This is a genomic window from Fictibacillus halophilus, from assembly GCF_016401385.1.
Classification (GTDB): Bacteria; Bacillota; Bacilli; order Bacillales; family Fictibacillaceae; genus Fictibacillus; species Fictibacillus halophilus.
Genome location: NZ_JAEACF010000003.1, coordinates 43,378 through 65,382 on the forward strand (window position 1 = coordinate 43,378; position 22,005 = coordinate 65,382).

Annotated in this window: 27 protein-coding genes, 12 tRNA genes and 1 rRNA gene; 38 read left to right on the forward strand and 2 right to left on the reverse strand. The window is 39.9% G+C overall.

The annotated features are described in order from the left end of the window. Positions 1-9 precede the first annotated feature (9 nt). From I5J82_RS18850 to I5J82_RS18895, 10 genes are all read left to right on the forward strand, one after another. A complete protein-coding gene (locus I5J82_RS18850) occupies positions 10-420 on the forward strand; it encodes an NUDIX hydrolase (protein WP_408610424.1) in 411 nt (136 codons plus the stop codon). A 47-nt stretch (positions 421-467) separates the two neighbouring features. Beyond that, a complete protein-coding gene (locus I5J82_RS18855) occupies positions 468-770 on the forward strand; it encodes a hypothetical protein (RefSeq protein WP_198769326.1) in 303 nt (100 codons plus the stop codon). Positions 771-799: 29 nt separating this feature from the next. Further along, on the forward strand, positions 800-1,735 hold the full coding sequence (locus I5J82_RS18860) for a magnesium transporter CorA family protein (protein ID WP_198769327.1): 936 nt from the start codon (positions 800-802) through the stop codon (positions 1,733-1,735). Positions 1,736-1,921: 186 nt separating this feature from the next. Continuing rightward, positions 1,922-3,124 carry a D-alanyl-D-alanine carboxypeptidase family protein gene (locus I5J82_RS18865; RefSeq protein ID WP_198769328.1) on the forward strand — a complete coding sequence of 401 codons (1,203 nt, stop codon included), beginning with the start codon at positions 1,922-1,924 and terminating at the stop codon, positions 3,122-3,124. A gap of 147 nt (positions 3,125-3,271) precedes the next feature. Further along, positions 3,272-4,375, forward strand: a complete 1,104-nt coding sequence (locus tag I5J82_RS18870; RefSeq protein WP_198769329.1) for an HD-GYP domain-containing protein — start codon at positions 3,272-3,274, stop codon at positions 4,373-4,375. A 52-nt stretch (positions 4,376-4,427) separates the two neighbouring features. Next, positions 4,428-4,910 carry a DinB family protein gene (locus tag I5J82_RS18875; RefSeq protein WP_198769330.1) on the forward strand — a complete coding sequence of 161 codons (483 nt, stop codon included), beginning with the start codon at positions 4,428-4,430 and terminating at the stop codon, positions 4,908-4,910. Positions 4,911-5,195: 285 nt separating this feature from the next. After that, complete coding sequence (locus I5J82_RS18880; protein ID WP_198769331.1) at positions 5,196-5,501, forward strand: antibiotic biosynthesis monooxygenase family protein; 306 nt, start codon at positions 5,196-5,198, stop codon at positions 5,499-5,501. After that, positions 5,498-5,878, forward strand: coding sequence for a hypothetical protein (locus I5J82_RS18885; RefSeq protein ID WP_198769332.1), 381 nt, complete (start codon positions 5,498-5,500; stop codon positions 5,876-5,878). Before I5J82_RS18880 ends, I5J82_RS18885 begins: the two co-directional genes overlap by 4 nt. A 21-nt stretch (positions 5,879-5,899) precedes the next feature. After that, positions 5,900-6,553, forward strand: a complete 654-nt coding sequence (locus tag I5J82_RS18890) for a cobalamin B12-binding domain-containing protein (RefSeq protein WP_233096696.1) — start codon at positions 5,900-5,902, stop codon at positions 6,551-6,553. Next, complete coding sequence (locus tag I5J82_RS18895) at positions 6,550-7,320, forward strand: STAS domain-containing protein (RefSeq protein WP_198769333.1); 771 nt, start codon at positions 6,550-6,552, stop codon at positions 7,318-7,320. Before I5J82_RS18890 ends, I5J82_RS18895 begins: the two co-directional genes overlap by 4 nt. A gap of 13 nt (positions 7,321-7,333) precedes the next feature. Here the strand turns inward: I5J82_RS18895 and I5J82_RS18900 are convergent, their stop codons facing one another. Continuing rightward, positions 7,334-7,939 (reverse strand): rhomboid family intramembrane serine protease, encoded by a 606-nt coding sequence (locus I5J82_RS18900; RefSeq protein WP_198769334.1) that lies wholly within the window; start codon positions 7,937-7,939, stop codon positions 7,334-7,336. A 227-nt stretch (positions 7,940-8,166) separates the two neighbouring features. Between I5J82_RS18900 and acpS the strand changes: the two genes are divergently transcribed. The 14 genes from acpS (at position 8,167) to I5J82_RS18970 (ending at position 19,570) form a co-directional block, all read left to right on the forward strand. Further along, complete coding sequence (gene acpS / locus I5J82_RS18905) at positions 8,167-8,526, forward strand: holo-ACP synthase (protein WP_198769335.1); 360 nt, start codon at positions 8,167-8,169, stop codon at positions 8,524-8,526. 126 nt (positions 8,527-8,652) lie between these two features. Then, positions 8,653-9,660: a LolA family protein gene (locus I5J82_RS18910; protein WP_198769336.1), complete on the forward strand. Its 1,008-nt coding sequence runs from the start codon at positions 8,653-8,655 to the stop codon at positions 9,658-9,660. A gap of 291 nt (positions 9,661-9,951) precedes the next feature. Continuing rightward, positions 9,952-11,124 (forward strand): alanine racemase, encoded by a 1,173-nt coding sequence (gene alr, locus I5J82_RS18915; RefSeq protein ID WP_198769337.1) that lies wholly within the window; start codon positions 9,952-9,954, stop codon positions 11,122-11,124. A gap of 141 nt (positions 11,125-11,265) precedes the next feature. Further along, positions 11,266-11,547: a CopG family ribbon-helix-helix protein gene (locus I5J82_RS18920; protein ID WP_066390801.1), complete on the forward strand. Its 282-nt coding sequence runs from the start codon at positions 11,266-11,268 to the stop codon at positions 11,545-11,547. Positions 11,548-11,550: 3 nt separating this feature from the next. After that, entirely contained in the window at positions 11,551-11,901 is a 351-nt protein-coding gene (locus I5J82_RS18925) for a type II toxin-antitoxin system PemK/MazF family toxin (protein WP_066239453.1), read from the forward strand. 404 nt (positions 11,902-12,305) lie between these two features. Continuing rightward, positions 12,306-13,124, forward strand: coding sequence for an STAS domain-containing protein (locus I5J82_RS20570; protein ID WP_269819611.1), 819 nt, complete (start codon positions 12,306-12,308; stop codon positions 13,122-13,124). 17 nt (positions 13,125-13,141) lie between these two features. Continuing rightward, entirely contained in the window at positions 13,142-13,498 is a 357-nt protein-coding gene (locus I5J82_RS18935; RefSeq protein WP_066239455.1) for an STAS domain-containing protein, read from the forward strand. 2 nt (positions 13,499-13,500) lie between these two features. Continuing rightward, entirely contained in the window at positions 13,501-13,902 is a 402-nt protein-coding gene (locus tag I5J82_RS18940) for an anti-sigma regulatory factor (protein ID WP_066285716.1), read from the forward strand. Positions 13,903-13,913: 11 nt separating this feature from the next. Next, positions 13,914-14,921, forward strand: coding sequence for a PP2C family protein-serine/threonine phosphatase (locus I5J82_RS18945; RefSeq protein WP_198769338.1), 1,008 nt, complete (start codon positions 13,914-13,916; stop codon positions 14,919-14,921). 63 nt (positions 14,922-14,984) lie between these two features. After that, the gene (locus I5J82_RS18950) at positions 14,985-15,317 is read left to right on the forward strand and encodes an STAS domain-containing protein (RefSeq protein WP_198769339.1); all 333 of its coding nucleotides are present in this window, start codon (positions 14,985-14,987) and stop codon (positions 15,315-15,317) included. Beyond that, positions 15,314-15,799 (forward strand): anti-sigma B factor RsbW, encoded by a 486-nt coding sequence (gene rsbW / locus I5J82_RS18955; RefSeq protein ID WP_144704766.1) that lies wholly within the window; start codon positions 15,314-15,316, stop codon positions 15,797-15,799. The genes I5J82_RS18950 and rsbW overlap by 4 nt, the downstream gene beginning before the upstream one ends. After that, positions 15,765-16,556 (forward strand): RNA polymerase sigma factor SigB, encoded by a 792-nt coding sequence (sigB, locus tag I5J82_RS18960; RefSeq protein WP_198769340.1) that lies wholly within the window; start codon positions 15,765-15,767, stop codon positions 16,554-16,556. Before rsbW ends, sigB begins: the two co-directional genes overlap by 35 nt. Then, on the forward strand, positions 16,553-17,164 hold the full coding sequence (locus I5J82_RS18965) for a SpoIIE family protein phosphatase (RefSeq protein ID WP_198769341.1): 612 nt from the start codon (positions 16,553-16,555) through the stop codon (positions 17,162-17,164). Before sigB ends, I5J82_RS18965 begins: the two co-directional genes overlap by 4 nt. Positions 17,165-17,440: 276 nt before the next feature. Next, positions 17,441-19,570 (forward strand): Tex family protein, encoded by a 2,130-nt coding sequence (locus tag I5J82_RS18970; RefSeq protein ID WP_198769345.1) that lies wholly within the window; start codon positions 17,441-17,443, stop codon positions 19,568-19,570. 31 nt (positions 19,571-19,601) lie between these two features. Here I5J82_RS18970 and cmpA read toward each other — a convergent pair whose 3' ends face one another. Continuing rightward, the gene (gene cmpA, locus I5J82_RS18975; RefSeq protein ID WP_137792088.1) at positions 19,602-19,724 is read right to left on the reverse strand and encodes a cortex morphogenetic protein CmpA; all 123 of its coding nucleotides are present in this window, start codon (positions 19,722-19,724) and stop codon (positions 19,602-19,604) included. A gap of 96 nt (positions 19,725-19,820) precedes the next feature. Between cmpA and I5J82_RS18980 the strand changes: the two genes are divergently transcribed. The 14 genes from I5J82_RS18980 to I5J82_RS19045 form a co-directional block, all read left to right on the forward strand. Beyond that, a complete protein-coding gene (locus I5J82_RS18980; RefSeq protein WP_198769342.1) occupies positions 19,821-20,279 on the forward strand; it encodes a SprT family protein in 459 nt (152 codons plus the stop codon). 174 nt (positions 20,280-20,453) lie between these two features. Continuing rightward, positions 20,454-20,528: transfer RNA gene (locus I5J82_RS18985), tRNA-Asn, on the forward strand. 3 nt (positions 20,529-20,531) lie between these two features. After that, positions 20,532-20,622: transfer RNA gene (locus I5J82_RS18990), tRNA-Ser, on the forward strand. 3 nt (positions 20,623-20,625) lie between these two features. Next, a tRNA-Glu gene (locus I5J82_RS18995) sits at positions 20,626-20,700 on the forward strand. 34 nt (positions 20,701-20,734) lie between these two features. Continuing rightward, a tRNA-Asp gene (locus I5J82_RS19000) sits at positions 20,735-20,810 on the forward strand. 15 nt (positions 20,811-20,825) lie between these two features. After that, positions 20,826-20,900: transfer RNA gene (locus tag I5J82_RS19005), tRNA-Gln, on the forward strand. 42 nt (positions 20,901-20,942) lie between these two features. Further along, positions 20,943-21,018 (forward strand) — tRNA-Lys (locus I5J82_RS19010). A 15-nt stretch (positions 21,019-21,033) separates the two neighbouring features. Further along, a tRNA-Leu gene (locus I5J82_RS19015) sits at positions 21,034-21,117 on the forward strand. Positions 21,118-21,168: 51 nt separating this feature from the next. Continuing rightward, a tRNA-Leu gene (locus I5J82_RS19020) sits at positions 21,169-21,254 on the forward strand. A 34-nt stretch (positions 21,255-21,288) separates the two neighbouring features. Further along, a tRNA-Arg gene (locus tag I5J82_RS19025) sits at positions 21,289-21,365 on the forward strand. 6 nt (positions 21,366-21,371) lie between these two features. After that, positions 21,372-21,448 (forward strand) — tRNA-Pro (locus tag I5J82_RS19030). A 7-nt stretch (positions 21,449-21,455) separates the two neighbouring features. Then, positions 21,456-21,529 (forward strand) — tRNA-Gly (locus I5J82_RS19035). An 11-nt stretch (positions 21,530-21,540) separates the two neighbouring features. Then, positions 21,541-21,617, forward strand: a tRNA-Ile gene (locus I5J82_RS19040). 187 nt (positions 21,618-21,804) lie between these two features. Then, positions 21,805-22,005 (forward strand): 16S ribosomal RNA (locus I5J82_RS19045); the annotation flags it as partial.

A 22,005-nucleotide genomic window follows, 5' to 3' on the forward strand; every position in this document is an offset into this window, starting at 1 on the left:
GGAATGGCTATGAAGTGGGAAGGTGCCAGCTGTATTTGTGTGAACGAGGGGAAGTTATTAATGGTTTTACAAGGAACTGCTAATGAGGAGAAGAAGTGGAGTATTCCTTCTGGAGGCAGAGAGGGCAACGAGAGTCTTGAGGAATGCGGTATGCGTGAAGTGTGGGAAGAAACGGGTTATGTCGTAAAGGTAAATGAAAAACTACATATTAAAGAAGGAATCTCACAGAACATTCATTTTAAAGTCCACTATTTTTTAACAGAGTTGGTGAGCGGTTCTTCTGTCATCCAAGATCCGGATGGTTTAATTCACGATATAAGGTGGGTATCCTTGAAAGAGTTAGAGACGCTAACCTTATCCTTTCCAGAAGACCGAGAGCTTTTACAAAGCTATTTATCACCATCAGAAAAAATAATCTAGGGTTTGTTCCTATTTTTATAAGGGAACTCTAATTGAGGAGGATGGCAGTGAAACCGATATTCGCAGAGAAGGAAGATCTTAACCGTTTGTTGGATTGGTGTAGTGACGTTCCGGAATATCAGAAGAAACTCTCTTCATATATAGAGGATCGTGATGATACTGCCGTCGTGATCGTTGAAGATAAACACAAAATGGTGGCAATCGTCTTATTAAAGGTACAGGAAACAGAGAAGAAGGGCTACATCTGGATTTACTCCAAGTATAAAGATTATAAGAGTCACCCAAATATCATGCAATTCTCATTAAAATGGTTAAGAAAACAGGGTGCTAAAGAATATACCGTTATTTGAGACAATTACTATAAAGGATGGATGATTCTATGGAAGAAACGAGTGTTTATGGTTGGAAGTGGCACCGTCATGAGTGTCACGAAGAAACGATTCATGATTTGATCGCAGATACGAAAGGCTGCAAAAATTGGCTGAGTAATATTAAGGAAGACAAGGTTAATTACTTAAGAATTGAAAAAGACAGTGACGGAGATCAAATTGTTCGCGGATCGCTTACGTATAAACAAGATCCGGATAATCAATCTGATTTTGAAGTGTTTCACTTTTATATCCGACCCAAATCTTTAATCACAGTTGGATTAGACCTTTCACGTATCCAAGGAGATAACCGTGAAGCTTGTGATCATTTAATTTTGGAAGAAAAGACACCTGTGGAAGGTTTTATCATATTACTGGGTGAATTAATTAATTATTTCTTGGATGGAATTGATGCATTAGAAGTGAAGCTTAAAGAGCTTCAACGTGATGTTCAAAGAAACAATCACACTAATTTATTGAACAGCATCTATGATCGACGAATCGAGCTGATCAACTGGAGTGATTTAACACTCCCTGTTCATGAAACGCAGATGGCAATTAAGGAAGCATTCCTTGATGAGATCACCGAAACGCGAGCGTATAAGCGAATTGAAACTAGAATCGATCGAACGACTTCACTGCTCTCTCATTACAGACAAGACATCGATACTTTGTTAAACCTTGAAGAAGTTCTTTCTTCTCATCGTGGAAATGAAATCATGAAGACGTTAACCGTGTTTACCGTAATTTTTACTCCCGCAATGGGCTTAGGCGCAATCTGGGGTATGAACTTCAAGAATATGCCTGAGCTCGATTGGAAGCTTGGTTATCTTTACGCCATGTTATTAATTGTAGGTTCTACAATAGGTGTCTATATCTGGTTAAAAATGAAAGGTTGGACGGGAGATTTATTAAGAGGGAAGAAAAACAAAAAACATTTTGACTAAATAAACTAAAAATATGAACGATATATAAAAGGAAACAAGCGAATTTTGTCGAACGGTATCAATTGATAAAACGCTTGTTTTTTTATGGCGAATATTACTAGATTTCATTTTGATTTCAACCATAAAAGAACTGAAAAATCTAACGAAGAGATATGAAGATTAAATGACCAACGGGAGCGGAAATAAATGAAAAAACTTAGCCTAATTCTTGTTTTTTCACTAGTTATGCTTGTAAACACAAAGTTTGTTCAAGCAACGGGGGAGAACACACCAGAAATTAAAAGCGAAAGCGCTGTAATGATTGATGCGAAAACAGGAGATATTTTATATCAAAAAAATAGCTCAGAACAAATGTATCCAGCTAGTATTACAAAGATCATTACAGGGATTCTGGCTATTGAATCAGGCAAGTTGGATGAATCTGTTGTAATCAGCAGCGACGCAGTGAGAGCTGAGGGGACACGCGTCTATTTGATGGAAGGCGAGCAAGTACCTTTGAAAAAACTTGTTCAAGGCCTTTTAATTAACTCAGGTAATGATGCAGCTGTTGCGATTGCAGAATACTTGGCAGGGGATGTGGATTCCTTTGCTGACGAAATGAATGCGTTCGCGGAGAAAGTAGGAGCAGAAAACACTCATTTTGTTAATCCGAACGGACTTTTTGATGAAGAACATTATACAACAGCCGAAGACATGGCGAAAATAACTCAATACGCGATGCAGAATGAAGAATTTCGTGAGATCGTATCAACAAAAGAATTGCCTTGGGTTGGAGAAGGCTGGGAAACAACGTTAAGAAATCACCATCAGCTTTTGTGGGATTATCCGGGTACGATTGGTGTTAAGAACGGATATGTGGATGAATCCAAGCACACTTTAGTTACAGCTGTATCGCGTGATAATATGGATGTGATCATCGTTACACTGAAAGCTCCCACGAGTCGAGCGGCTTATTGGGACACAATGGCGCTCGGTGACTATGGCTTTGCAAACTTCGAACGAAAAACACTGACTGCTGGTACAGAGATCGAAGCGTTAAACGGAGACACTTACCCGCTAAAAGAGGACTTGGCCGTTACTTTGCCAAAAGGAGAAGAACCGGTTCAGGAAGTGAATTCAGATGGGGAACTTCAATTAAAAGACGCTAATGGTAATGTTCTACTCACTCATACTCTTTTTAAGGAGAAAGAAAAAGAAGCTACAACTACGGTCGACAGTAAGTCGGTAGAAGAAGTAGATTCAACCTTTATGCAATCTGTTGTGAAAGCAGGAATATTTTTATACAGTGGATTGCTTCTATTGCTCGCATTTCTAGTCATTTTAAGAATGCGCAGTCAAAAACACAAGCATAAAAAAATGAGACAAGTTGCTCGCAGTTACGTGAAATAAAACCGTCTTTTTTGGCGGTTTTTTTGTTTGGTTAAAAATAGACATGGTTTAGCAACCTATTTTAAATACCAACAAACTATAGGATAAAAAGCCTTCATAGTATATAATTGCATTAAATTACAAAATTCGACAATCGGAGTTTCATTCATGATACGTAATATTAAGCTTGCTCAAATATTTATTGTGGGGAGTGCCTTCATTCAGGCTCTCCATCATTTTTTTATAGAACCACTAGAAAGCTTCTACCCCTTTCTTTTCTTATTTTTGATTGGGTTTCTTCCTGCTTGGGGAATCCACCGTATACAAGAACAATACACAAAATTAGCTTTTGTTTTGTGCAGTGTATATGTCGTTTCGATTTCCTACTTTTTCGTTACCTATCCAATCGTGCAGGCCGCATACTTCTTTTTGCCTGTATCTGCACTTCTTTTAAATGATAAGAGGTTATATTATGTGTCAAGTATAGGTGGCTTGATTTCATATCTCTTGTTATCAAACGAACCATTGAAAGACTACTTGGCGTTTATCTCGATCTATGTGATTTTCTGTTCCCTTTTGTTCATGGCTCAACGTATTGTTTATCAATCGGTTGCAGAAAAAGAAGCGATTCAGCAAGGTGTAAAAGCATTTTCGTTAGCTGTTGAAGCGAAAGACGTTTATACACAAGGTCATTCGAAGAGAGTAGCACTTTACGCCATGATTCTTGCCAAACATGGTCAATTCAAGAATATAGAATGGGAAGAGCTAGAGTTGACAGCTCTTATTCATGATATCGGAAAGATTTCTACACCAGATGCTGTCCTGTTAAAGAACGGAAAATTAACACAAGAAGAGTACGAAATTATGAAAAAGCATCCTGTTGATGGGATGATGTTAGCAAAATCTTTCGGATACTCAGACCGTGTCTTAACAGGAATTCTTCATCATCATGAAAGATACGATGGTCTAGGCTATCCACACCGTTTGAAAGGAAAGGATATCCCCATCTATTCTCGTATCTTAGCCGTTGCCGATTCTTTTGACGCGATGACGAGTAACCGTGCGTATCGTCAAGGTATGACGCCTTGGGAAGCAAAGAAAGAGATCGAGAACCAATCAGGAAAAATGTATGATCCATTTATCGTGGAAGTGTTTATGCGCGCATATTACGATATGCTTTTGATCTGTGAAGACCATTCAGAAAATATATGGATGGGGAACTCCTCACATAAGGAGATTGCTTCTGGATTAAACGGAGGAAAAAACAGCTAAGACGAAGAAGATAATACAAGTAATTATTATACATAGCAGGAGGAAAGAAAAGATGAATGCAACGGCTTCCTTAACAGAGACTTTACTCGAAGAATTGTATGTTGTGGTTCGTACGACCAATCAATTATTAAAAAAAGCAGATTCTTCTGTTTACGATTTTCGTCCCGTTGAAAACATGCGTTCTTTTTTAGAACTAGCTAATCATTTGGTTCAGATTCCTCATATCGACTTAGCGATTTTACAGGAAAAATCGGAGCAAGAAATTCGTCAGCTCGAAAAGAAGTTAGCTGCTGAGAATGTAACAGAATTAACTCATGTATTAGAAGAAGGTTACCATTTAGCTAAATCTTATTTTTTGTCTCTTTCCGAGGAAGATTTTTTAAAGAAAGAAACGAAGGCGTTTTATGCTGAGAAGGGTGCTACTCAAGCAAAATGGCTAGTTGAAATTGTCACCCATAGTTATCATCACCGTGGGCAGTTGTTTACTTATCTAAAACAGACTAATCACGATGTGAATATGTTTGATTTATACTAAAGTAAAAAGCCAAAGGATAGAACCAACTGTAAATCGAGGTGGGTCTATCCTTTTTTCTATGTGTAAACGTTCTGCTACCTTAATGTTTTTATTATTGATGAGCTTTTTCCTCTAGGTGTTTTGTCACTAAGATTCGACTTCTGTCCAAATTTCCTGTATCATGAGTGGTTCTATTTAAAAAGATGCTGTAAGCGGAATTGGCTAGCAGGAAAAATAGAGTCTTTATTGAATCTTTTATGAAATAAACATTTTGTCGTTTAAATTACATCCAAGAGGTGATGTTTCATGTATACCGTCTTTTCTACGTTTGACGTTCCAAATGAAAAAGCTGACGAAGTTATAAATATATATAAGAACCGTTCTAGATCAGTAGATAAAGCCGATGGTTTTGTTGACTTTTTATTGCTTCAGAATGATAAACGGGCGGGTGAGCTGACCGTTCAACTCCTTTTTGATTCTAAAGACGCTTATTTAAAGTGGGTAAGAAGTGAGGAGTTTAAGAAGATCCATGATCTAGAAAAGAAGTATCCTGATCAAGAATTAGCAGCTGTCATACCCACTGTAAAGCAATATAAGGTGGTTGCCAAATGACGGAATTTAACATAAATGTTATGGTAGAAAGAGTAACAGAAAAAATTTACCAAAAAGATCCTTCCCTTGTCGAAAGGTATGGTGACAAGGGAAGAGTAAAGTGTATTGAAGATAACCATCATCATTTTAAACATTTAGAAACAGCATATGATCTTGAAAATAGCGCGTTTTTTATTGACTATGCGATCTGGTTAGATGGTATCTTACAAAAGTTTGGGATGGATACACAGCTTTTATTAGATAATTTCGACTTCATTATAGAAGTTCTTTTAGAAGAACAAGAAAAGCAAACGATAGAAAATACCCGTGTCGGTAATTATATCGATTATTTGGAACAAGCGAAGGATGTTCTACGGAGTAAAGTAGAATCACACTAGAATAAAGGAGAGGTCCCATCCATGGCTATTTCAGAAGCTGAAAAACTGGCGCGTCTGTTTTTAGAAGGTAATCATGCTGAGGCATTACGTTTCATTAAACAGCAGCCAGATCAAAATCGAATGGTTTTGTTTAGAGACCTGTTTACTCCTGCAATGTATATGATCGGAGACCTCTGGGAAAATAATGAGATTTCAGTCGCAGATGAACATCTAGCGACGGGAGTTTGTGACTTTGTTCTTTCTAGGCTGTTTCAAGTATCAGCAGATGAAACAACACGTAATAAAAAGAAAGCCATGTTTTTGTGCTTGCAGGGTGAACAGCATTACCTAGGAATAAAGATGATCAACAGTATCTTTGAAGAAAAAGGTTGGGAAACAAAATATTATGGAGCAAGTCTGCCGCTGGAATATGCATTGAAATCAGCACTCCAATGGAAGCCAGAAGTCATCGGATTATCCGTTTCCATCGTTTATAATCTACCGGTGCTAAAAAATTATGTTCGGGCTTTAGCTGCTCTACCAAATAAGCCTGATATATTAGTAGGCGGAAGACTTACCGAAAAATACGATCTTGAACCATACGTAAATAAACAAGGAATTATTATTAAAAACCTCCAACAAGCAGAAAAATGGCTGGATGAATATACCGAAGAGAGGATTAACGCCTACAAATGAGCTGTGTCCTACCCGTACCATACGTAAAGATAGACAAACATGGAGTTATTCTCAATAGATCTTCAAAAGCCATTGAGTTGTTGGACTTGCAGACTGAAACGATTCGGGATTGTTTTGATGAAGAAAGTCATAACAAGTTAATGAAATTTATGATGCCTTTTGAAGGAGAAAAGACATTTGAAGCAAACATCAAAGCGAAAAATCAGCCCTTCTTGCTGTGTGACATCTCTATTTGTTGGGAAGGCGAATTTGCGCACATTGTATTTATTCCGATTGGAAAACACGTTCAGGGGCTTGAAGAAAAGCTTTTAGAACTTAGACTTAGATTATCTTCAACAGATTTTGAGTTGTTTGAGAAGAAAGAAGCCTTAGAAGAAGCGATGAAACGTCTCGATGAATTGTCTGGACCGTTCATTCCGATCTCTGAAAAAATGGCGTTTGTCCCCCTGTTCGGTGACGTAAATGAGAGCAAAATGATTACCGTTACAGGTAATGCATTAAAAGCAGCGTACGAAGGTCAATTTGAAGAAATTTTCTTTGATTTATCTGCTACAGGAGAAATTGATGAAGGTGGCGTGCAAAAGTTAAGTGAGCTTTTCCGTATGCTTCAATATATGAATGGGAAACCAGTCAAAATTATTGGAGTAAAGCCGAAACATGCAAGGCAGCTGACCGCTCTGGATGTGGATTGGCCAGTCTATTTTGAAACTTCATTAAAAGATGTACTGATCGAGCATCTTCAAATAGGAAAAGCACCTCAATCGTGAGGTGCTTTTTGGTTTACCAGCGTTTTTTCTTACGATGAAGGGAAGCAAAAATGATCGGAGCAAGGGCCGCGCCACCAATCAATCCAAACAGGTGACCCATGACGTTGATCCGAGCATTCATAAACGTGGTTACTAAGCTTATACCTAGCACAACGAGAAGGATCTGTGTGTTTGCTTGGTCAATATATTGACGGTGGTTGTAAAGCATGTAAACGTAAATACCGAACAAACCGAAAATAGCACCGGATGCACCGATATGAGCATATGAAAGGGGAAGCAGCATTAACGTCGCAATATTGGCTATCAGCCCAGCACCTACATACCCGATAATAAATCTTGCTTTTCCAAGGATCCCTTCGAGTGCAGGACCGAACAACACAAGTGAGAACGAGTTGAAGATCAGATGACCTGCAGCTTCGTGAGTAATAATAGGAGTAAATAAACGCCAATACTCTCCAGCGGTGATGTAGTAATTTGACCCGACCATAAAATGATACAAAGAGGTAGAAAAAGGGGTAAAATTAATAAGAAGAAACACGATAATATGTGCAGCTACTAAAAAAGTAACGATAGGATAGCGCCTGATAAAGGTCTGAAAGCTTTCATCTCTTATAAACATCGAATAATATCACCCTTTTTAAATAAAGTGTAGGCTGTTTTTTCGTTGAATGTAGTTAACGACTGCCCCGCGGAAAGCGAGGTGCCAAAAACGAAATCAACTTCATAGAAGAGCAACAAAGTTTTTAAAAAACAGCCAAAGTTTTAACTAAACTCATTCATCTTTATTAAGTTTACCATGTGTTGGTAGATAGGGCGAAAGATATAGCTGCAAAGGAGCTTTTATTAATGATTGTAGGAACAGGCATCGATATGATCGAACTAAAACGAATCAAAAAGGTTGTTTCCCATCAACCTCGTTTTCTAGAACGGGTGTTAACACCGTTCGAACAAAAAAGATTTCATTCTTTAAATGGGAACAGAAGATATGAATATCTTGCCGGACGTTTTGCCGCAAAAGAAGCAATGGCTAAAGCGCTCGGTGTTGGAATCGGCGCTGAACTTTCGTGGCAGGACATGGAAATTAAATCTGATGAAAAAGGTAAGCCATTTCTTACTTCCCCTTATCCATATCTATGTCATCTTTCTATCACTCATACGAAGGAATACGCGATCGCACAAGTGGTTTTAGAAAGCTCGTCAAGCTAGTCTGCATATTGTCCAGGGTTGTCTCATATATTGTAATGCGGTAGAAGGGGTAGTCCTTTGCAAGATGCAGAGAGTTGGTCCCCCTTCAATGTCGAAATTACTTTGGGACAAAGGGGATGGCAAAAAATGAAGAAAACACTGTCAATGATGTTGATGGCGTTCATGATCGTGTTGGTTCTGTCGGCTTGTGGTGCACAAAGCCAGAACGATGTTTTGGATTCATTAGAAGAAAGAATGGAATCCATGACGGGCTATAAAGCGGAAGCCAAGATGACATTGAGCACAGGAGAGAAGCCACTGACTTACGATTTAGAAATTTGGCACAAGAAGCCAGATTTTTACCGAGTTAGCTTAAAAAATGCTGAAAAAGATCAAAGTCAGATGATACTGCGTAACAAAGACGGAGTTTTCGTTCTGACGCCAGCTCTGAATAAAAGTTTTCGATTCCAAAGCGACTGGCCAGAGAACAACAGCCAAGTCTATTTGTTCCAATCGCTCATTTCAGATATTTTAAATGATACAGATCGAGGGTTTAAGTCAAAAGAGAAAAGCTATGTTTTCCATACAAAAACAAATTATCAAAACAAAAATCTATATCAACAAGAGATTACATTAAATAAAGATCTTGATCCGCAACAAGTACGAATTATGGATCAAGACCAAAAAGAGCTTGTTAGACTGGATTTCTCAAAAGTTAAGTTTAACGCGAAATTCGATAAGAACTCTTTCGATATGGAGTCGAACATGAGCAGTGCTCAATTTGAGGTTCCTACGTTCTCAGGTGCTGGCGAAGAGTTCGAAGTGCTGTATCCGACTTATACTGCTAACTTAAACATTGTAAATGAAAGAGAAGTCGCAGAAGGCGAAGATGATTCCAAAGTGGTATTGAACTATGCCAACGAAGATAAATCATTTACACTCATGCAGCAGAAGAACACAGCGGTAGAAACAGCTTCCCGCCTAACGATGTCAAGTGGAGAACCGGTTGATCTCGGCTTTACCGTAGGCGCGATGACAGATCAATCGATCACATGGAATTTCAACGGTGTAGATTATTTGCTTGTCTCTAATAATCTCGGTCAAGAAGAGTTGATGGCGATTGCGCGCTCTGTGAGCGGAGAGGCGATTAAATAATTTCTACATTATATATATATAGAATTGATAGAGCAGGCTGGCGAAGACGCTAGCCTGTTTTGTTTTGAAAGCGGGTATGATGGATTTAACACGTCCGTAAATTGTCGAGAATTGTAGACTCGTGGATAAAATGCCAAAACTTTTGGAATAAGAACGAAAACTCGTGGATAGACTCTTAAAACTTTTGGATTGCACACACAAATTTATGGATTGAAGCGATAGGATGCTTACATAAATGGCGGTAAGAGGTTAAAATAGAAGGCAGTAATCTAAACCAGGGAGGCCATCATCATGGATAAACATCATTATTATCGAGACACTTGGGCGGAAATCGACCTAGACAAGATCAGTCAAAATATAAAATCTTTTAAGAGACATCTCCCTGAACAAAAAATTATGGCTGTCGTAAAAGCGAACGGATACGGCCATGGAGCTTTTCAAGTTGCAGAAGAGGCATTAAAATCAGGAGCAGAGTGGCTAGCTGTTGCGATGCTTGATGAAGGATTAGCTCTGCGTAAACAAGGAATCACAGCACCGATTTTAGTTATGAACCGGGTACGTCCGGAATATGCTAATCTTGCGGCAGAAAATGAAATAAGCCTTACAGTCTTTCAAAAAGAATGGTTGATTGAGGCAGAATCATATGTGAAAGAAACAAATCAACGTGTAAAGGTTCATCTGAAGATCGACACGGGTATGGGGCGAGTTGGATTTAGAGAAGAAAGTGAGCTGCAAGAAGTAGCGCACTTCATCAAACAATCTTCTCTCTTTGAAGCAGAAGGGGTATTTACCCATTTTGCAACAGCTGATGAATGGGAATCAGAACTTTTTGAGAAACAGAGAAAAAGGTTTGATAAATATATAGACTTGCTGCAATCATGGGGATTGAATCCACCTCTCGTTCACAGTGCCAATAGCGCAGCAGCTCTCAGGAAAGTGAAAGGGCCATTCAATCTTGTTCGCCTAGGAATCAGCATGTACGGTTTGGCGCCATCTACTGAATTAAAACAAGACTTGCCTTTTTCTCTAGAAGAGGCGTTCAGCCTTCATTCCAGGGTCATTCATGTTAAAAAACTGATGCCTGGGGATACTGTAAGCTATGGAGCTACTTATACAGCAACAGAAGAAGAGTGGGTAGGTACACTTCCAATCGGCTATGCGGACGGCTGGCAAAGAAGATTTTCTCCAGGAGCCTCGGTGCTTATAAAGGGCGAACGGATGCCAATCATCGGCAGAATCTGTATGGATCAATGCATGGTTAGGCTGCCAAAGAGAATGGATGTTGGTGAAGTTGCTACTTTAATAGGAAATCAGCAGACAGAAACAATAGAAATGGATGAGATCGCGCGTATCGCGAAAACGATAAATTATGAAATTCCGTGCCTCATTTCTGCTCGAGTGCCGAGAGTTTATAAGAAAAAGGGTCGAATTTTAGAAAATATGAATGTAATTCTAAATTTTTAGCAGAATATTAGAAGGACTATTGAAAATTTTGTAGAATAAATACTTTGAAATCGCTTTGCAAATGGATTATTGAAGTGATAAGATTAAATGTGGTTAAAAGGAATTTGATCGTAGTATAGCTTTGCGCTGGAGGTGTATGTTGTGTCCGAATTGAACACAAAACGAATAGTGATTAGTCTTCCTCAGAAATTACTTAGTGAGGTAGATCGCGTCATAAAAAAAGAGAATTTGGACCGCAGCGAATTTATCCATCAAGCTACTGAGATGTTTCTTCGTGAGCGGAAGAATAAGCGTCAGTTTCGTGATGAGATGAAACAGGGTTACATGGAAATGGCTAAGATCAATCTAACGATTGCTTCAGAAGCATTTATGTTAGAGGAGGAAGCCGATCATACCTTGGACCGCTTAGTTAGCGGGGTGTAGTCCTTGATAGTCAAACGCGGAGACGTTTACTTTGCAGATCTTTCACCGGTAGTTGGATCAGAACAAGGCGGAATTCGGCCTGTCCTGATCATTCAGAATGATATCGGGAACCGTTTTAGCCCTACTGTTATCGTAGCAGCAATCACAGCTCAAATTCAGAAAGCTAAGCTTCCAACACACGTTGAAATAGATTCGAAAAAATACGGCTTTGAACGGGATTCAGTTATTTTGCTTGAACAGATCAGGACGATTGACAAGCAAAGATTAACAGATAAAATAACACAACTGGATGAAGACATGATGCGCAGGGTAGACGACGCATTGCAGATCAGTACTGGTCTGGTTGATTTTTAATTTTATAACATCATTTAGGAAACTGTCTGACGGGGATGTCTGGCGGTTTTTTATTTTATTTCAGGATTTAGAAGGATAGATGGAAGAATAGGTATATTTTACCCTAATACACAGAAAGGCTTTATGAGGTTTATAGAGCATGATCAGGTATTTAATGAAAGAAGGGGATTTTTTCAGTTTTAAGCTTTATATTTCCCATTTGCCATTCAGCAAGACATTCAACCCCTTTTAATGGGAACAAGTATACGAATACTTATTTAAATATTTTTGTAAAAAAATTCATGTTTAACTATTTGAATCTTGGGTTATATATCCAAAGTTAGTAAAAGAGTAAACATTGCACAATATATTCAGAAGTGAAATAATAGAAATTGAGACTACATGTAGTGGGGGTGCAAGAAAAATTGGACAACTTGATTGTACAGATGATCAATGAAAATCAAGAAACCCTAAAAAATAATTGGCTTAATGAAGTTAAGCTCTTTAAAGAAAAAGAACTGATTGGAACAACTTTAAAGTTTAGTGAAGAAACGGACCAACAGTTTTTTGCTATGTTAATCAAGCACATCAATTTTCACGATATTTCTAAAGACGGAACACTTGATGATTTTTTTGATCAAGTTCTTCATACAGGTTTACCATTAAGTTATTTAACGCAAGGACTTCAAGCGGCACGTCGTGTCGTGTTAAATCTTTTAGTCGAGACGGAAAACGACAAAGAGAAAGTAGCGGCTGTTTACCGCGAGATCGATCGCTGGTTAGACCCGATTCTGAATCGTGTTGTAGAAAACTCATCTCAGATTTGGGAGAGAACGGTTTCCGTACAAAAGACAGCATTATTAGAGCTTTCCGCTCCATTGATTCCAGTTTTCAAAAACATTAGTGTTATGCCTCTTATCGGATCCATTGATACAGAACGCGCGAAACTGATTATGGAAAACCTTTTGAACGGAGTGATTAAATACCGCTCAGAAGTAGTACTCATTGACATAACGGGTGTACCGGTCGTGGATACGATGGTAGCTCATCATATTATTCAAGCAGCAGATGCTGTGCGTTTATTAGGTTCTACGTGTATCCTAGTAGGAATACGTCCTGAAATCGCTCAAACAATCGTAAGCTTAGGAATCGATCTAAGCTTGTTCCCTACGAAAAGTACGCTTCAAAAGGGTATGGAAAACGCTCTTGAAATTACAAACCAGCAGTTAATTAGCAATAAATAGGGAGTGAGAGTAAAAAAATGAGAATTCCTATTTTGAAATTGCACGAATATTTATTGATCACCATCCAAGTTGAAATGGATGATCAGACAGCTCTTCAATTTCAAGAAGACTTGCTAAATAAAATTCACGATACAGGTGCGAAAGGAGTTGTTATTGACTTAACGTCAGTAGATATGATCGACTCCTTTATAGCTAAAGTTCTTGGAGATGTGGTGAGGATGTCAAAATTAATGGGAGCTCAAGTTGTATTAACAGGAATACAACCAGCAGTTGCTATTACTTTAATTGATCTTGGAATTTCAATGAGGGAAGTTTCGACAGCACTTGACTTAGAACAGGGGCTTGATAAATTGCGTCTGGAACTGGAGGGATGATTATGGACATCCAATCCTGTGTGGAAGTACGCAACGAGTGGGACATCGTAAGTGCCCGTCAACTCGGAAGAAACATGGCGAAAGAGCTAGGTTTCGGAAACGTTGATCAAGCAAGAATAACAACAGCGATATCTGAACTCGCCCGTAATATTTATTTATACGCAGGACGAGGTAAGATTTGCATCGAACCAATTGATCAATTAGGAAGAAAAGGACTGCGAATCGTAGCCTTAGATAATGGTCCTGGAATTCGAGAGATCCGAAAAGTTATGGAAGATGGATATACCACTTCTGGCGGATTAGGAGCTGGATTACCAGGCGTGAAGCGTTTAATGGATGAATTCTCAATTGAATCCACGGTTGATGTGGGAACGGAGATATCAGCTACTAAATGGCTTCGTTAGGAGGAGAGCTCTTGACCGCAAAAGACGCACTAACGGAACGTTACCAAGATTTATTATCGGTCTATCTAAAAGCCAAAACAGAGACGACCCTCTATAAAGGACAACAATTCAGCAGAAAGTTATTAGAACAGCAAATCTCACCAGAAGATCTTGTCAGCTTACACATCCAAGTGATGGATCAGCTGTTTCCGGATATGTCTGAAGAAATGAGAGACTCTTTTGACTTTCTGCTCGAAGCGATGATCGGCTACGGATTTGCTTATCGTGAGCATCAGAGTTTACGTGATAAGCAACAACAGCTTGAATCAGAGATTGAAGTTGCCGCGAGCATGCAGCAGACGCTACTACTCAGTGATGTCCCAGAATTTGACCAGTTGGACATAGGAGTCGTCAGTGTTCCTGCTAAAAAAATGAACGGTGATTATTATAATTTTGTTAAGAGCGGCAACAGTTTAAGTGTCGCTGTAGCAGATATCATCGGTAAAGGCATACCCGCTGCACTCTGTATGTCTATGATTAAGTATGCGATGGACAGTTTGCCTGAAGAACAGATGAAGCCTCATCTGCTTTTGGAGAATCTTAATCGTGTCGTTGAGCAAAACGTTCATAGCAACATGTTCATCACGATGTTTCATGGGGTTTATGAACCTGAAAGTCATAAGTTTTACTATGCGGGTGCTGGTCATGAACCAGGCTTTTTCTATCACGCTAAGGAAGACGAGTTTCATGACTTGATCGCAAAAGGTCTTGTTCTAGGTGTTTCCAGAACAACTACCTATCATCCGTATGAAAAGATCATAGAAGTGGGAGATATGATCGTCCTTCTCTCAGACGGAGTGACCGAGTGTAGAACAAGCAAAGGGTTCATTGAAAGAGAAGAAGTTGTATCTCTTATTCGTAAATATATGGATCTACCCTCTCAGAAGATTGTGGAAAATGTATTTCAAGAGCTCGATCGCCTTCAAGGCTTTGAGCTCAGAGATGATTTTACTTTAATTATTTTAAAACGACTGGTTTAAGCAGTATTTGATTAGGGTAAAGGTACCTTATATGGTTCCATACAAAGCTTGGGGGGAAATAAAATGAATTTGCAAATAAATCAAGATCAAATAAATGAAACATACGAACTAAAACTTTCCGGAGAAGTTGATGCGTATACGGCTCCTAAGTTAAAAGAAGTGATGCTTCCTTTAACTGAAAAAGAAGGAAACATCGTAATTGTAGACCTTTCTGGAATTGATTATATGGATAGCACAGGGCTAGGTATTTTCGTGGGAGCATTAAAATCTTCCAAAGCAAATAGCAGCTCTTTAAAATTACGAGGCATGACAGAACGCGTTAAACGTATTTTTGAAATTACTGGATTAACGGAAGTAATGGATATTGAAAGTGGAGTAAAGGGGGAGGCGCTATGAGAACAGCGTCCGACTATATTGAAATGAAGGTCCCTGCAAAACCGGATTATGTAGGCGTCGTCAGGCTAACGATTTCAGGCCTGGCAAACCGCATGGGTTTTGCGTTTGACGAAATTGAAGATATCAAGATCGCAGTATCAGAAGCTGTTACTAACGTTGTCAATCATGCCTATACCGATACTGAAGACAAAGGCCAAGTTCGTATTGGCTGTAATATATATGATGACCGCATGGAAATTACGGTTGTCGACCAAGGAAAAAGTTTTGACGTCGAATCTATCTCAAAAAATCTTGGCCCTGTAGATGGTAAATCAGTTGATCAACTGCATGAGGGAGGTTTAGGCCTCTTTCTGATAGATACATTAATGGACAAGGTAGAAATAAGCAGTGAAGCCGGTGTCGTTGTAATGATGACAAAGTATCTTCACAGAGATGAGGTGGAGGAACATGTCGACAGAATCTCACCAGCGCCTTCACAGTAAAGAACAAGTCTATGCTTGGATCGATGAACTACAGCAAGACCCGAAGAATGAAGAAATTCAGACTAATCTCGTCTTGCAGTATCAAGACTTAGTTCATTCGCTAGCTCGAAAGTTTTCTAAAGGCAAGAGCATTCATGATGATTTAGTACAAGTCGGTATGATTGGATTGCTTGCTGCTTTTAGAAGGTACGACAAAACATTTGGAAGATCATTTGAATCTTTCGCTGTTCCAACAATCGTCGGGGAGATCAAACGTTTTATCCGTGATAAAACATGGAGTGTTCACGTACCTCGTAGAATTAAAGAATTAGGTCCAAGAATCAAGAAAGCCGTGGAAGAACTAACTACTCGTTTACAGAGATCACCGAAAATCTTTGAAATTGCAGAGTACCTAGAAGTTTCTGAAGAAGAAGTTCTAGAGACGATGGAGATGGGCAAAAGTTATCAAGCTCTATCCGTAGATAGTTCCATTGAAGCTGATCAAGAAGGAAGTACAGTTACACTACTCGATCTAGTTGGTTCCAATGATGCTGGTTTTGATCAAATTGATAAAAGAATGCTGCTGGAAAAAGCTTTCGGTGTTCTTTCTGAACGCGAACGTGAAATCCTTCAATGTACGTATTTCGAGAATTTAAGTCAAAAGGAAACGGGAGAACGTTTAGATATTTCTCAAATGCATGTTTCCCGACTTCAACGACGAGCACTTGAAAAACTAAAAGAAGCTTTGCGAGTATCACCTTCGGAGGCTCTTAAATGATCGAACACTTTCAGTTTAGCAGGGCATCAGTTTCCTCTTATCAGAAACCAAAAAAGGGAAATGATCTTTGCGGAGATAGTTTTTATGTGAAAGAAACGGAAGATTATTTGATATGTGCAGTAGCGGATGGTCTAGGGAGCGGTAAGATGGCAAAAGAAGCTTCTGGGGCCGCTACTGAAATTATCGATCAAAATCATCATGAATCTGTTGAGCGTTTAATGCACCTTTGTAATGAGGGGCTAAGACATACTCGCGGTGCAGTGATTGCTATTGTTAAAGTCGATTATCATAATCATACTGCTACTTATTCAGGAGTTGGTAACATCCGTTTTATGATCTCTGCTGAAAGACAAAGAGCGATACATCCTTTGCCGAAAGTTGGATTTCTCGTAGGAAAGCCCGAAAAATTTAAAGTACAGGACTTTAAGTTTGTAAAAGAGTTAACACTGATGCTCTATTCCGATGGTATGGATATTCATACGCAGAGCCGTTCGTTGTTAACGAAAATGATATCACCAAAAGAGTCGGTCCTCTATATAAGTGGATTGCCTCAAGACATCAATGACGATGCAACATGTCTCGTCGGACAAATAAATTTAATCTCGTAAAACATCACCTTCATTAGTTTGTAGGGTGGTGTTTTTTGTTTTATCAATAGCTCGTTTCTATAGTTCACTTCTTTGACAGGTTGAGACTCCTAATGGCGGATAGCGGGAGGAGGCTCACCACACGCCCCGTGGAAAGCTAGCATCTGGAACGCAAATCGACTACTCACAAGAGTGCAATTTTTACGCCACCACTTCCTTGGTTTATAATAGTACTAATTGATTGAAAAAGGAGTGTTCTTATTGGGACAACCTATTAGTGAACAAGCATTGAAAACAATGGAAACCGAATTGAACGTAAAAGGAAAACAAATTAACCAAGTTATTGCTCTTCTTGAAGAAGGAAACACAGTCCCATTTATTGCTCGTTATCGAAAAGAATTAACGGGCGGGTTAGATGAAGTACAGATCAAAGACATTATGGACCGATGGACATATTTGCAAAACTTAGCTTCCCGTAAAGAAGAGATCCTTCGTTTAATAGAAGAACAAGGAAAATTAACGGAAGAATTAACGGCAGCAATTGCAAAAGCGCAAAAGCTTCAAGATTTAGAAGATATTTATCGTCCATACAAACAAAAGAGAAGAACAAAGGCGACAGTAGCGAAAGAAAAAGGTCTCGAACCGTTAGCTTCGTGGTTGCTAGAGCAAAGAAATGATGATCCACTTGCGGAAGCGGCATCATACATAAACGAAGAAAAAGAAGTCAATTCTGCTGAAGATGCATTGTCTGGTGCCAAAGATATCATTGCTGAAATGCTGTCTGACGATGCAGATATGCGAAAATGGATTCGGGAAGACACGTTTTCAAAAGGCGAGATCAAAACAGATGGAAAGAATACAGAGTTGGATGAGAAAAAAGTGTTCGAAATGTACTATGAATACCAAGAACCCATCCGTAAGATTGTTCCACACCGTGTTTTGGCCGCTAATCGTGGGGAAAAAGAAAATATTTTAAGAGTAGGGATTGCTGCTCCTTCAGAACTGATCGTTTCGAAGATGGAGAGAAAAGTAGTGAAACGCTCGAGCTCACCGGCTGTACCTTTTATTATTGAAGCGATTGAAGATGCGTATAAGCGATTGATTGCACCTTCCATCGAACGAGAAATTAGAGCTGCTTTAACAGAACAAGCGGAAGAGCGGGCAATTCATATTTTTTCTGAAAATGTAAGAAGTCTTCTATTACAAGCACCACTCAAAGGAAAAGTTGTTCTAGGAGTTGACCCTGCCTATAGAACGGGTTGCAAACTAGGGGTAGTCGATGAAACGGGTAAAGTGCTTCATATCCAGACGATCTATCCGACACCGCCGCGATCAGAGGTCGAAAAATCGGCGGCTGTTGTAAAAAAACTGATCGATCAGTATGATATTGAGATCGCTGCGATCGGAAACGGAACAGCATCACGTGAAACAGAGCAATTTATTGCTGAAACATTAAAAGACCTAGAGAAATCGGTAGCTTACGTCATCGTTAATGAAGCGGGAGCGAGTGTGTATTCAGCATCCACCGTCGCTCGAGAGGAGTTTCCGGACCTCCAAGTTGAAGAAAGAAGCGCGGTATCCATAGCGCGAAGACTTCAAGATCCATTAGCTGAACTTGTTAAAATCGATCCAAAGTCTATTGGAGTTGGTCAATATCAGCATGATGTTTCTCAAAAAAGATTGGGTGAAGAAATTTCTTTTGTTGTTGAAACAGCGGTTAACCAAGTGGGTGTTAACGTAAATACAGCGTCATCGTCTCTTCTTCAATACGTATCAGGATTGTCCAAAACCGTTGCGCAGAACATAATTGTTAAGCGAAACGAGGTAGGAAAGTTCAAGAATAGAACAGAACTTAAGAAGATTCCTCGTCTTGGTGCAAAAACGTATGAGCAATGTATCGGATTTTTACGTGTAGTAGACGGGGATCAACCACTTGATCAGACGGGTATACACCCGGAAAGCTATCCGGCAACGAAAGCTTTATTAAAAGAACTTGGATTCAAACCGGCGGATATCGGTTCTGACGCTCTTGCAGAAAAGTTAAAATCACTTTCACTCGAAGCGACATCAGAAAAACTAGATATTGGCGTTCCAACTTTAAAAGACGTCATTGAAGGACTCATGAAACCAGGAAGAGATCCTCGTGATGCATTCTCTGGGCCAGTCCTTAAAACAGATGTTCTTAAGATGGAAGACTTGTCACAAGGGATGGAGCTTCAAGGAACGGTTCGAAACGTTGTAGATTTTGGTGCGTTTGTAGATATAGGCGTTAAACAGGACGGGCTTGTTCACATCTCTAAACTTACTGATCGATTTGTAAAAAATCCGATGGATGTAGTAAGCGTAGGGCAAGTTGTAACCGTATGGGTAGATTCTGTAGATGTGGCGAAACAGCGAATTGCACTAACGATGATTTCGCCAAAGTAAGAGATAAAAGATAAAGCACTTCTCCAGTGGATTACTCTTCACTGGAGGAGTGTTTTTTGTTATAAAAGAACCAGCATTGATTAAGTAAGCGGATTTGGTAACGGTCTTTTTGATAATAAGCACGACGGAGCTGTCTTTTAAACCATGTTGGCATATAGAGAACCTCCTTGAACTTCCCAATCCGTTATTTGTGTATTAGTCTATGTATAGGAGCTTGTTGATGTGAACTTGAAATGTAAGGAGCTTGACCATGACGAATGAAGAATTGCAGAAGTTAACTGAGGAAATCTCGATTCAGTTCTTCAATAAAACGTTTCGCCACCAAGCGAGATTCAATAGAAGGCTGCGAACAACAGGAGGACGTTATCTGTTACGATCTCATGATATCGAAATGAACCCTCATCTTTATGAGGCATTCGGTATGGAGGAGTTGATTGGCGTCATTAAGCATGAGCTCGTGCACTATCATATGCATATTGAAGGTAGGGGGTATAAGCACGGTGACGATGACTTCAAATATTGGCTGAATAAAGTAGGAGGCTCTCGTTTCTGTCAATCCATCCCGGAAAAACGAAGAACAGAGAGTTATAAATACGCTTATATGTGTACAGACTGTATGCAGTCTTATAAAAGAAAGAGGAAAATTGATACGAAAAGATATGTGTGTGGAAAGTGCAGAGGGAAATTAAAACAGGTTTCTTTAAAATAGGGTGTTGACTTCGAATATAGGTATGTGGTAATTTAATAAAGTCGCTGTTAGACATACCTATTACATAGCTTTTAAAGAGGTATCGTAACGCGAATGCGGCTCAGAAAAAACTTCTAAAAGTAGTTGACATCTGAGGCGAAAACAATTATGATATTAATTGTCCTTAAAAGACATTCCACAGTAGCTCAGTGGTAGAGCTATCGGCTGTTAACCGATCGGTCGTAGGTTCGAGTCCTACCTGTGGAGCCATACAGAGAAGTACCCAAGTGGCTCAAGGGGCTCCCCTGCTAAGGGAGTAGATCGCTAACGCGGTGCGAGGGTTCGAATCCCTTCTTCTCTGCCATCTGGCCCGTTGGTCAAGCGGTTAAGACACCGCCCTTTCACGGCGGTAACACGGGTTCGAATCCCGTACGGGTCACCATATACTTTCATAAAAGTAATACCTATAGATTGATGGACTCGTGGTGTAGTGGTTAACATGCCTGCCTGTCACGCAGGAGATCGCCGGTTCGACCCCGGTCGGGTCCGCCATTATTTCTAAGGTGTTGGGCTATAGCCAAGCGGTAAGGCATCGCACTTTGACTGCGACATGCGTTGGTTCGAATCCAGCTAGCCCAGCCATTTTTTCTTTTTAAGATAAGTGTTTAAAAACACTTCAAATGAGAGCCATTAGCTCAGTCGGTAGAGCATCTGACTTTTAATCAGAGGGTCGAAGGTTCGAGTCCTTCATGGCTCACCATTTTCAAATTAATATGCGGGTGTGGCGGAATTGGCAGACGCGCTAGACTTAGGATCTAGTGTCTTTGACGTGGGGGTTCGAGTCCCTTCACCCGCACCATATTAATTTTTCTCAATAAGTTGCAGTGCTCATGCGCTGGCATCTAGCCGCGCGGTCGTGGCGGAATGGCAGACGCGCTAGCTTGAGGGGCTAGTGGGGGTATCCCCGTGGAGGTTCGAGTCCTCTCGACCGCACCAACTTTAACTTATAACATAGAATACATTAAAATAGGCGCCCTTAGCTCAGCTGGATAGAGTGTTTGACTACGAATCAAAAGGTCGGGAGTTCGAATCTCTCAGGGCGCGCCATATTTACGGGAAGTGGCTCAGCTTGGTAGAGCACCTGGTTTGGGACCAGGGGGTCGCAGGTTCAAATCCTGTCTTCCCGACCATACTTATGCGGGTGTAGTTTAGTGGTAAAACAAGAGCCTTCCAAGCTCTGGTCGTGAGTTCGATTCTCATCACCCGCTCCATTATTTTTTACGGGCCTATAGCTCAGCTGGTTAGAGCGCACGCCTGATAAGCGTGAGGTCGATGGTTCGAGTCCATTTAGGCCCACCATATGATCGTAAAAATGATCAAAAAAGAAATTTTAAAAAGTGCTTGACTTTATAACTTCCATTCGGTAAGATAATAAAGCTGTCTCGGAAAAAGACAAGCCACACAGTTCTTTGAAAACTGAACAAAAGAAATAGGTAAGGAATTAAGAATTAATTCCGTCAGTTTTAAATCGAGCAAGACAAACACTTTTATGGAGAGTTTGATCCTGGCTCAGGATGAACGCTGGCGGCGTGCCTAATACATGCAAGTCGAGCGAATGATGAGGAGCTTGCTCCTCTGATTTAGCGGCGGACGGGTGAGTAACACGTGGGTAATCTGCCTGTAAGACGGGGATAACTCCGGGAAACCGGGGCTAATACCGGATAATAAGAGAAGAAGCATTTCTTCT

What these genes read in the sequence shown, in the direction of transcription:
- I5J82_RS18850 (WP_408610424.1), top strand. Translation starts at nt 10, where the DNA reads ATGAAGTGGGAAGGTGCCAGCTGTATTTGTGTGAACGAGGGGAAGTTA.
- I5J82_RS18860 (WP_198769327.1), top strand. Translation starts at nt 800, where the DNA reads ATGGAAGAAACGAGTGTTTATGGTTGGAAGTGGCACCGTCATGAGTGT.
- I5J82_RS18865 (WP_198769328.1), top strand. Translation starts at nt 1,922, where the DNA reads ATGAAAAAACTTAGCCTAATTCTTGTTTTTTCACTAGTTATGCTTGTA.
- I5J82_RS18870 (WP_198769329.1), top strand. Translation starts at nt 3,272, where the DNA reads ATGATACGTAATATTAAGCTTGCTCAAATATTTATTGTGGGGAGTGCC.
- I5J82_RS18875 (WP_198769330.1), top strand. Translation starts at nt 4,428, where the DNA reads ATGAATGCAACGGCTTCCTTAACAGAGACTTTACTCGAAGAATTGTAT.
- I5J82_RS18880 (WP_198769331.1), top strand. Translation starts at nt 5,196, where the DNA reads ATGTATACCGTCTTTTCTACGTTTGACGTTCCAAATGAAAAAGCTGAC.
- I5J82_RS18885 (WP_198769332.1), top strand. Translation starts at nt 5,498, where the DNA reads ATGACGGAATTTAACATAAATGTTATGGTAGAAAGAGTAACAGAAAAA.
- I5J82_RS18890 (WP_233096696.1), top strand. Translation starts at nt 5,900, where the DNA reads ATGGCTATTTCAGAAGCTGAAAAACTGGCGCGTCTGTTTTTAGAAGGT.
- I5J82_RS18895 (WP_198769333.1), top strand. Translation starts at nt 6,550, where the DNA reads ATGAGCTGTGTCCTACCCGTACCATACGTAAAGATAGACAAACATGGA.
- I5J82_RS18900 (WP_198769334.1), bottom strand. Translation starts at nt 7,939, where the DNA reads ATGTTTATAAGAGATGAAAGCTTTCAGACCTTTATCAGGCGCTATCCT.
- acpS (WP_198769335.1), top strand. Translation starts at nt 8,167, where the DNA reads ATGATTGTAGGAACAGGCATCGATATGATCGAACTAAAACGAATCAAA.
- I5J82_RS18910 (WP_198769336.1), top strand. Translation starts at nt 8,653, where the DNA reads ATGAAGAAAACACTGTCAATGATGTTGATGGCGTTCATGATCGTGTTG.
- alr (WP_198769337.1), top strand. Translation starts at nt 9,952, where the DNA reads ATGGATAAACATCATTATTATCGAGACACTTGGGCGGAAATCGACCTA.
- I5J82_RS18935 (WP_066239455.1), top strand. Translation starts at nt 13,142, where the DNA reads ATGAGAATTCCTATTTTGAAATTGCACGAATATTTATTGATCACCATC.
- I5J82_RS18940 (WP_066285716.1), top strand. Translation starts at nt 13,501, where the DNA reads ATGGACATCCAATCCTGTGTGGAAGTACGCAACGAGTGGGACATCGTA.
- I5J82_RS18950 (WP_198769339.1), top strand. Translation starts at nt 14,985, where the DNA reads ATGAATTTGCAAATAAATCAAGATCAAATAAATGAAACATACGAACTA.
- rsbW (WP_144704766.1), top strand. Translation starts at nt 15,314, where the DNA reads ATGAGAACAGCGTCCGACTATATTGAAATGAAGGTCCCTGCAAAACCG.
- sigB (WP_198769340.1), top strand. Translation starts at nt 15,765, where the DNA reads ATGTCGACAGAATCTCACCAGCGCCTTCACAGTAAAGAACAAGTCTAT.
- I5J82_RS18965 (WP_198769341.1), top strand. Translation starts at nt 16,553, where the DNA reads ATGATCGAACACTTTCAGTTTAGCAGGGCATCAGTTTCCTCTTATCAG.
- I5J82_RS18970 (WP_198769345.1), top strand. Translation starts at nt 17,441, where the DNA reads ATGGAAACCGAATTGAACGTAAAAGGAAAACAAATTAACCAAGTTATT.
- cmpA (WP_137792088.1), bottom strand. Translation starts at nt 19,724, where the DNA reads ATGCCAACATGGTTTAAAAGACAGCTCCGTCGTGCTTATTATCAAAAA.
- I5J82_RS18980 (WP_198769342.1), top strand. Translation starts at nt 19,821, where the DNA reads ATGACGAATGAAGAATTGCAGAAGTTAACTGAGGAAATCTCGATTCAG.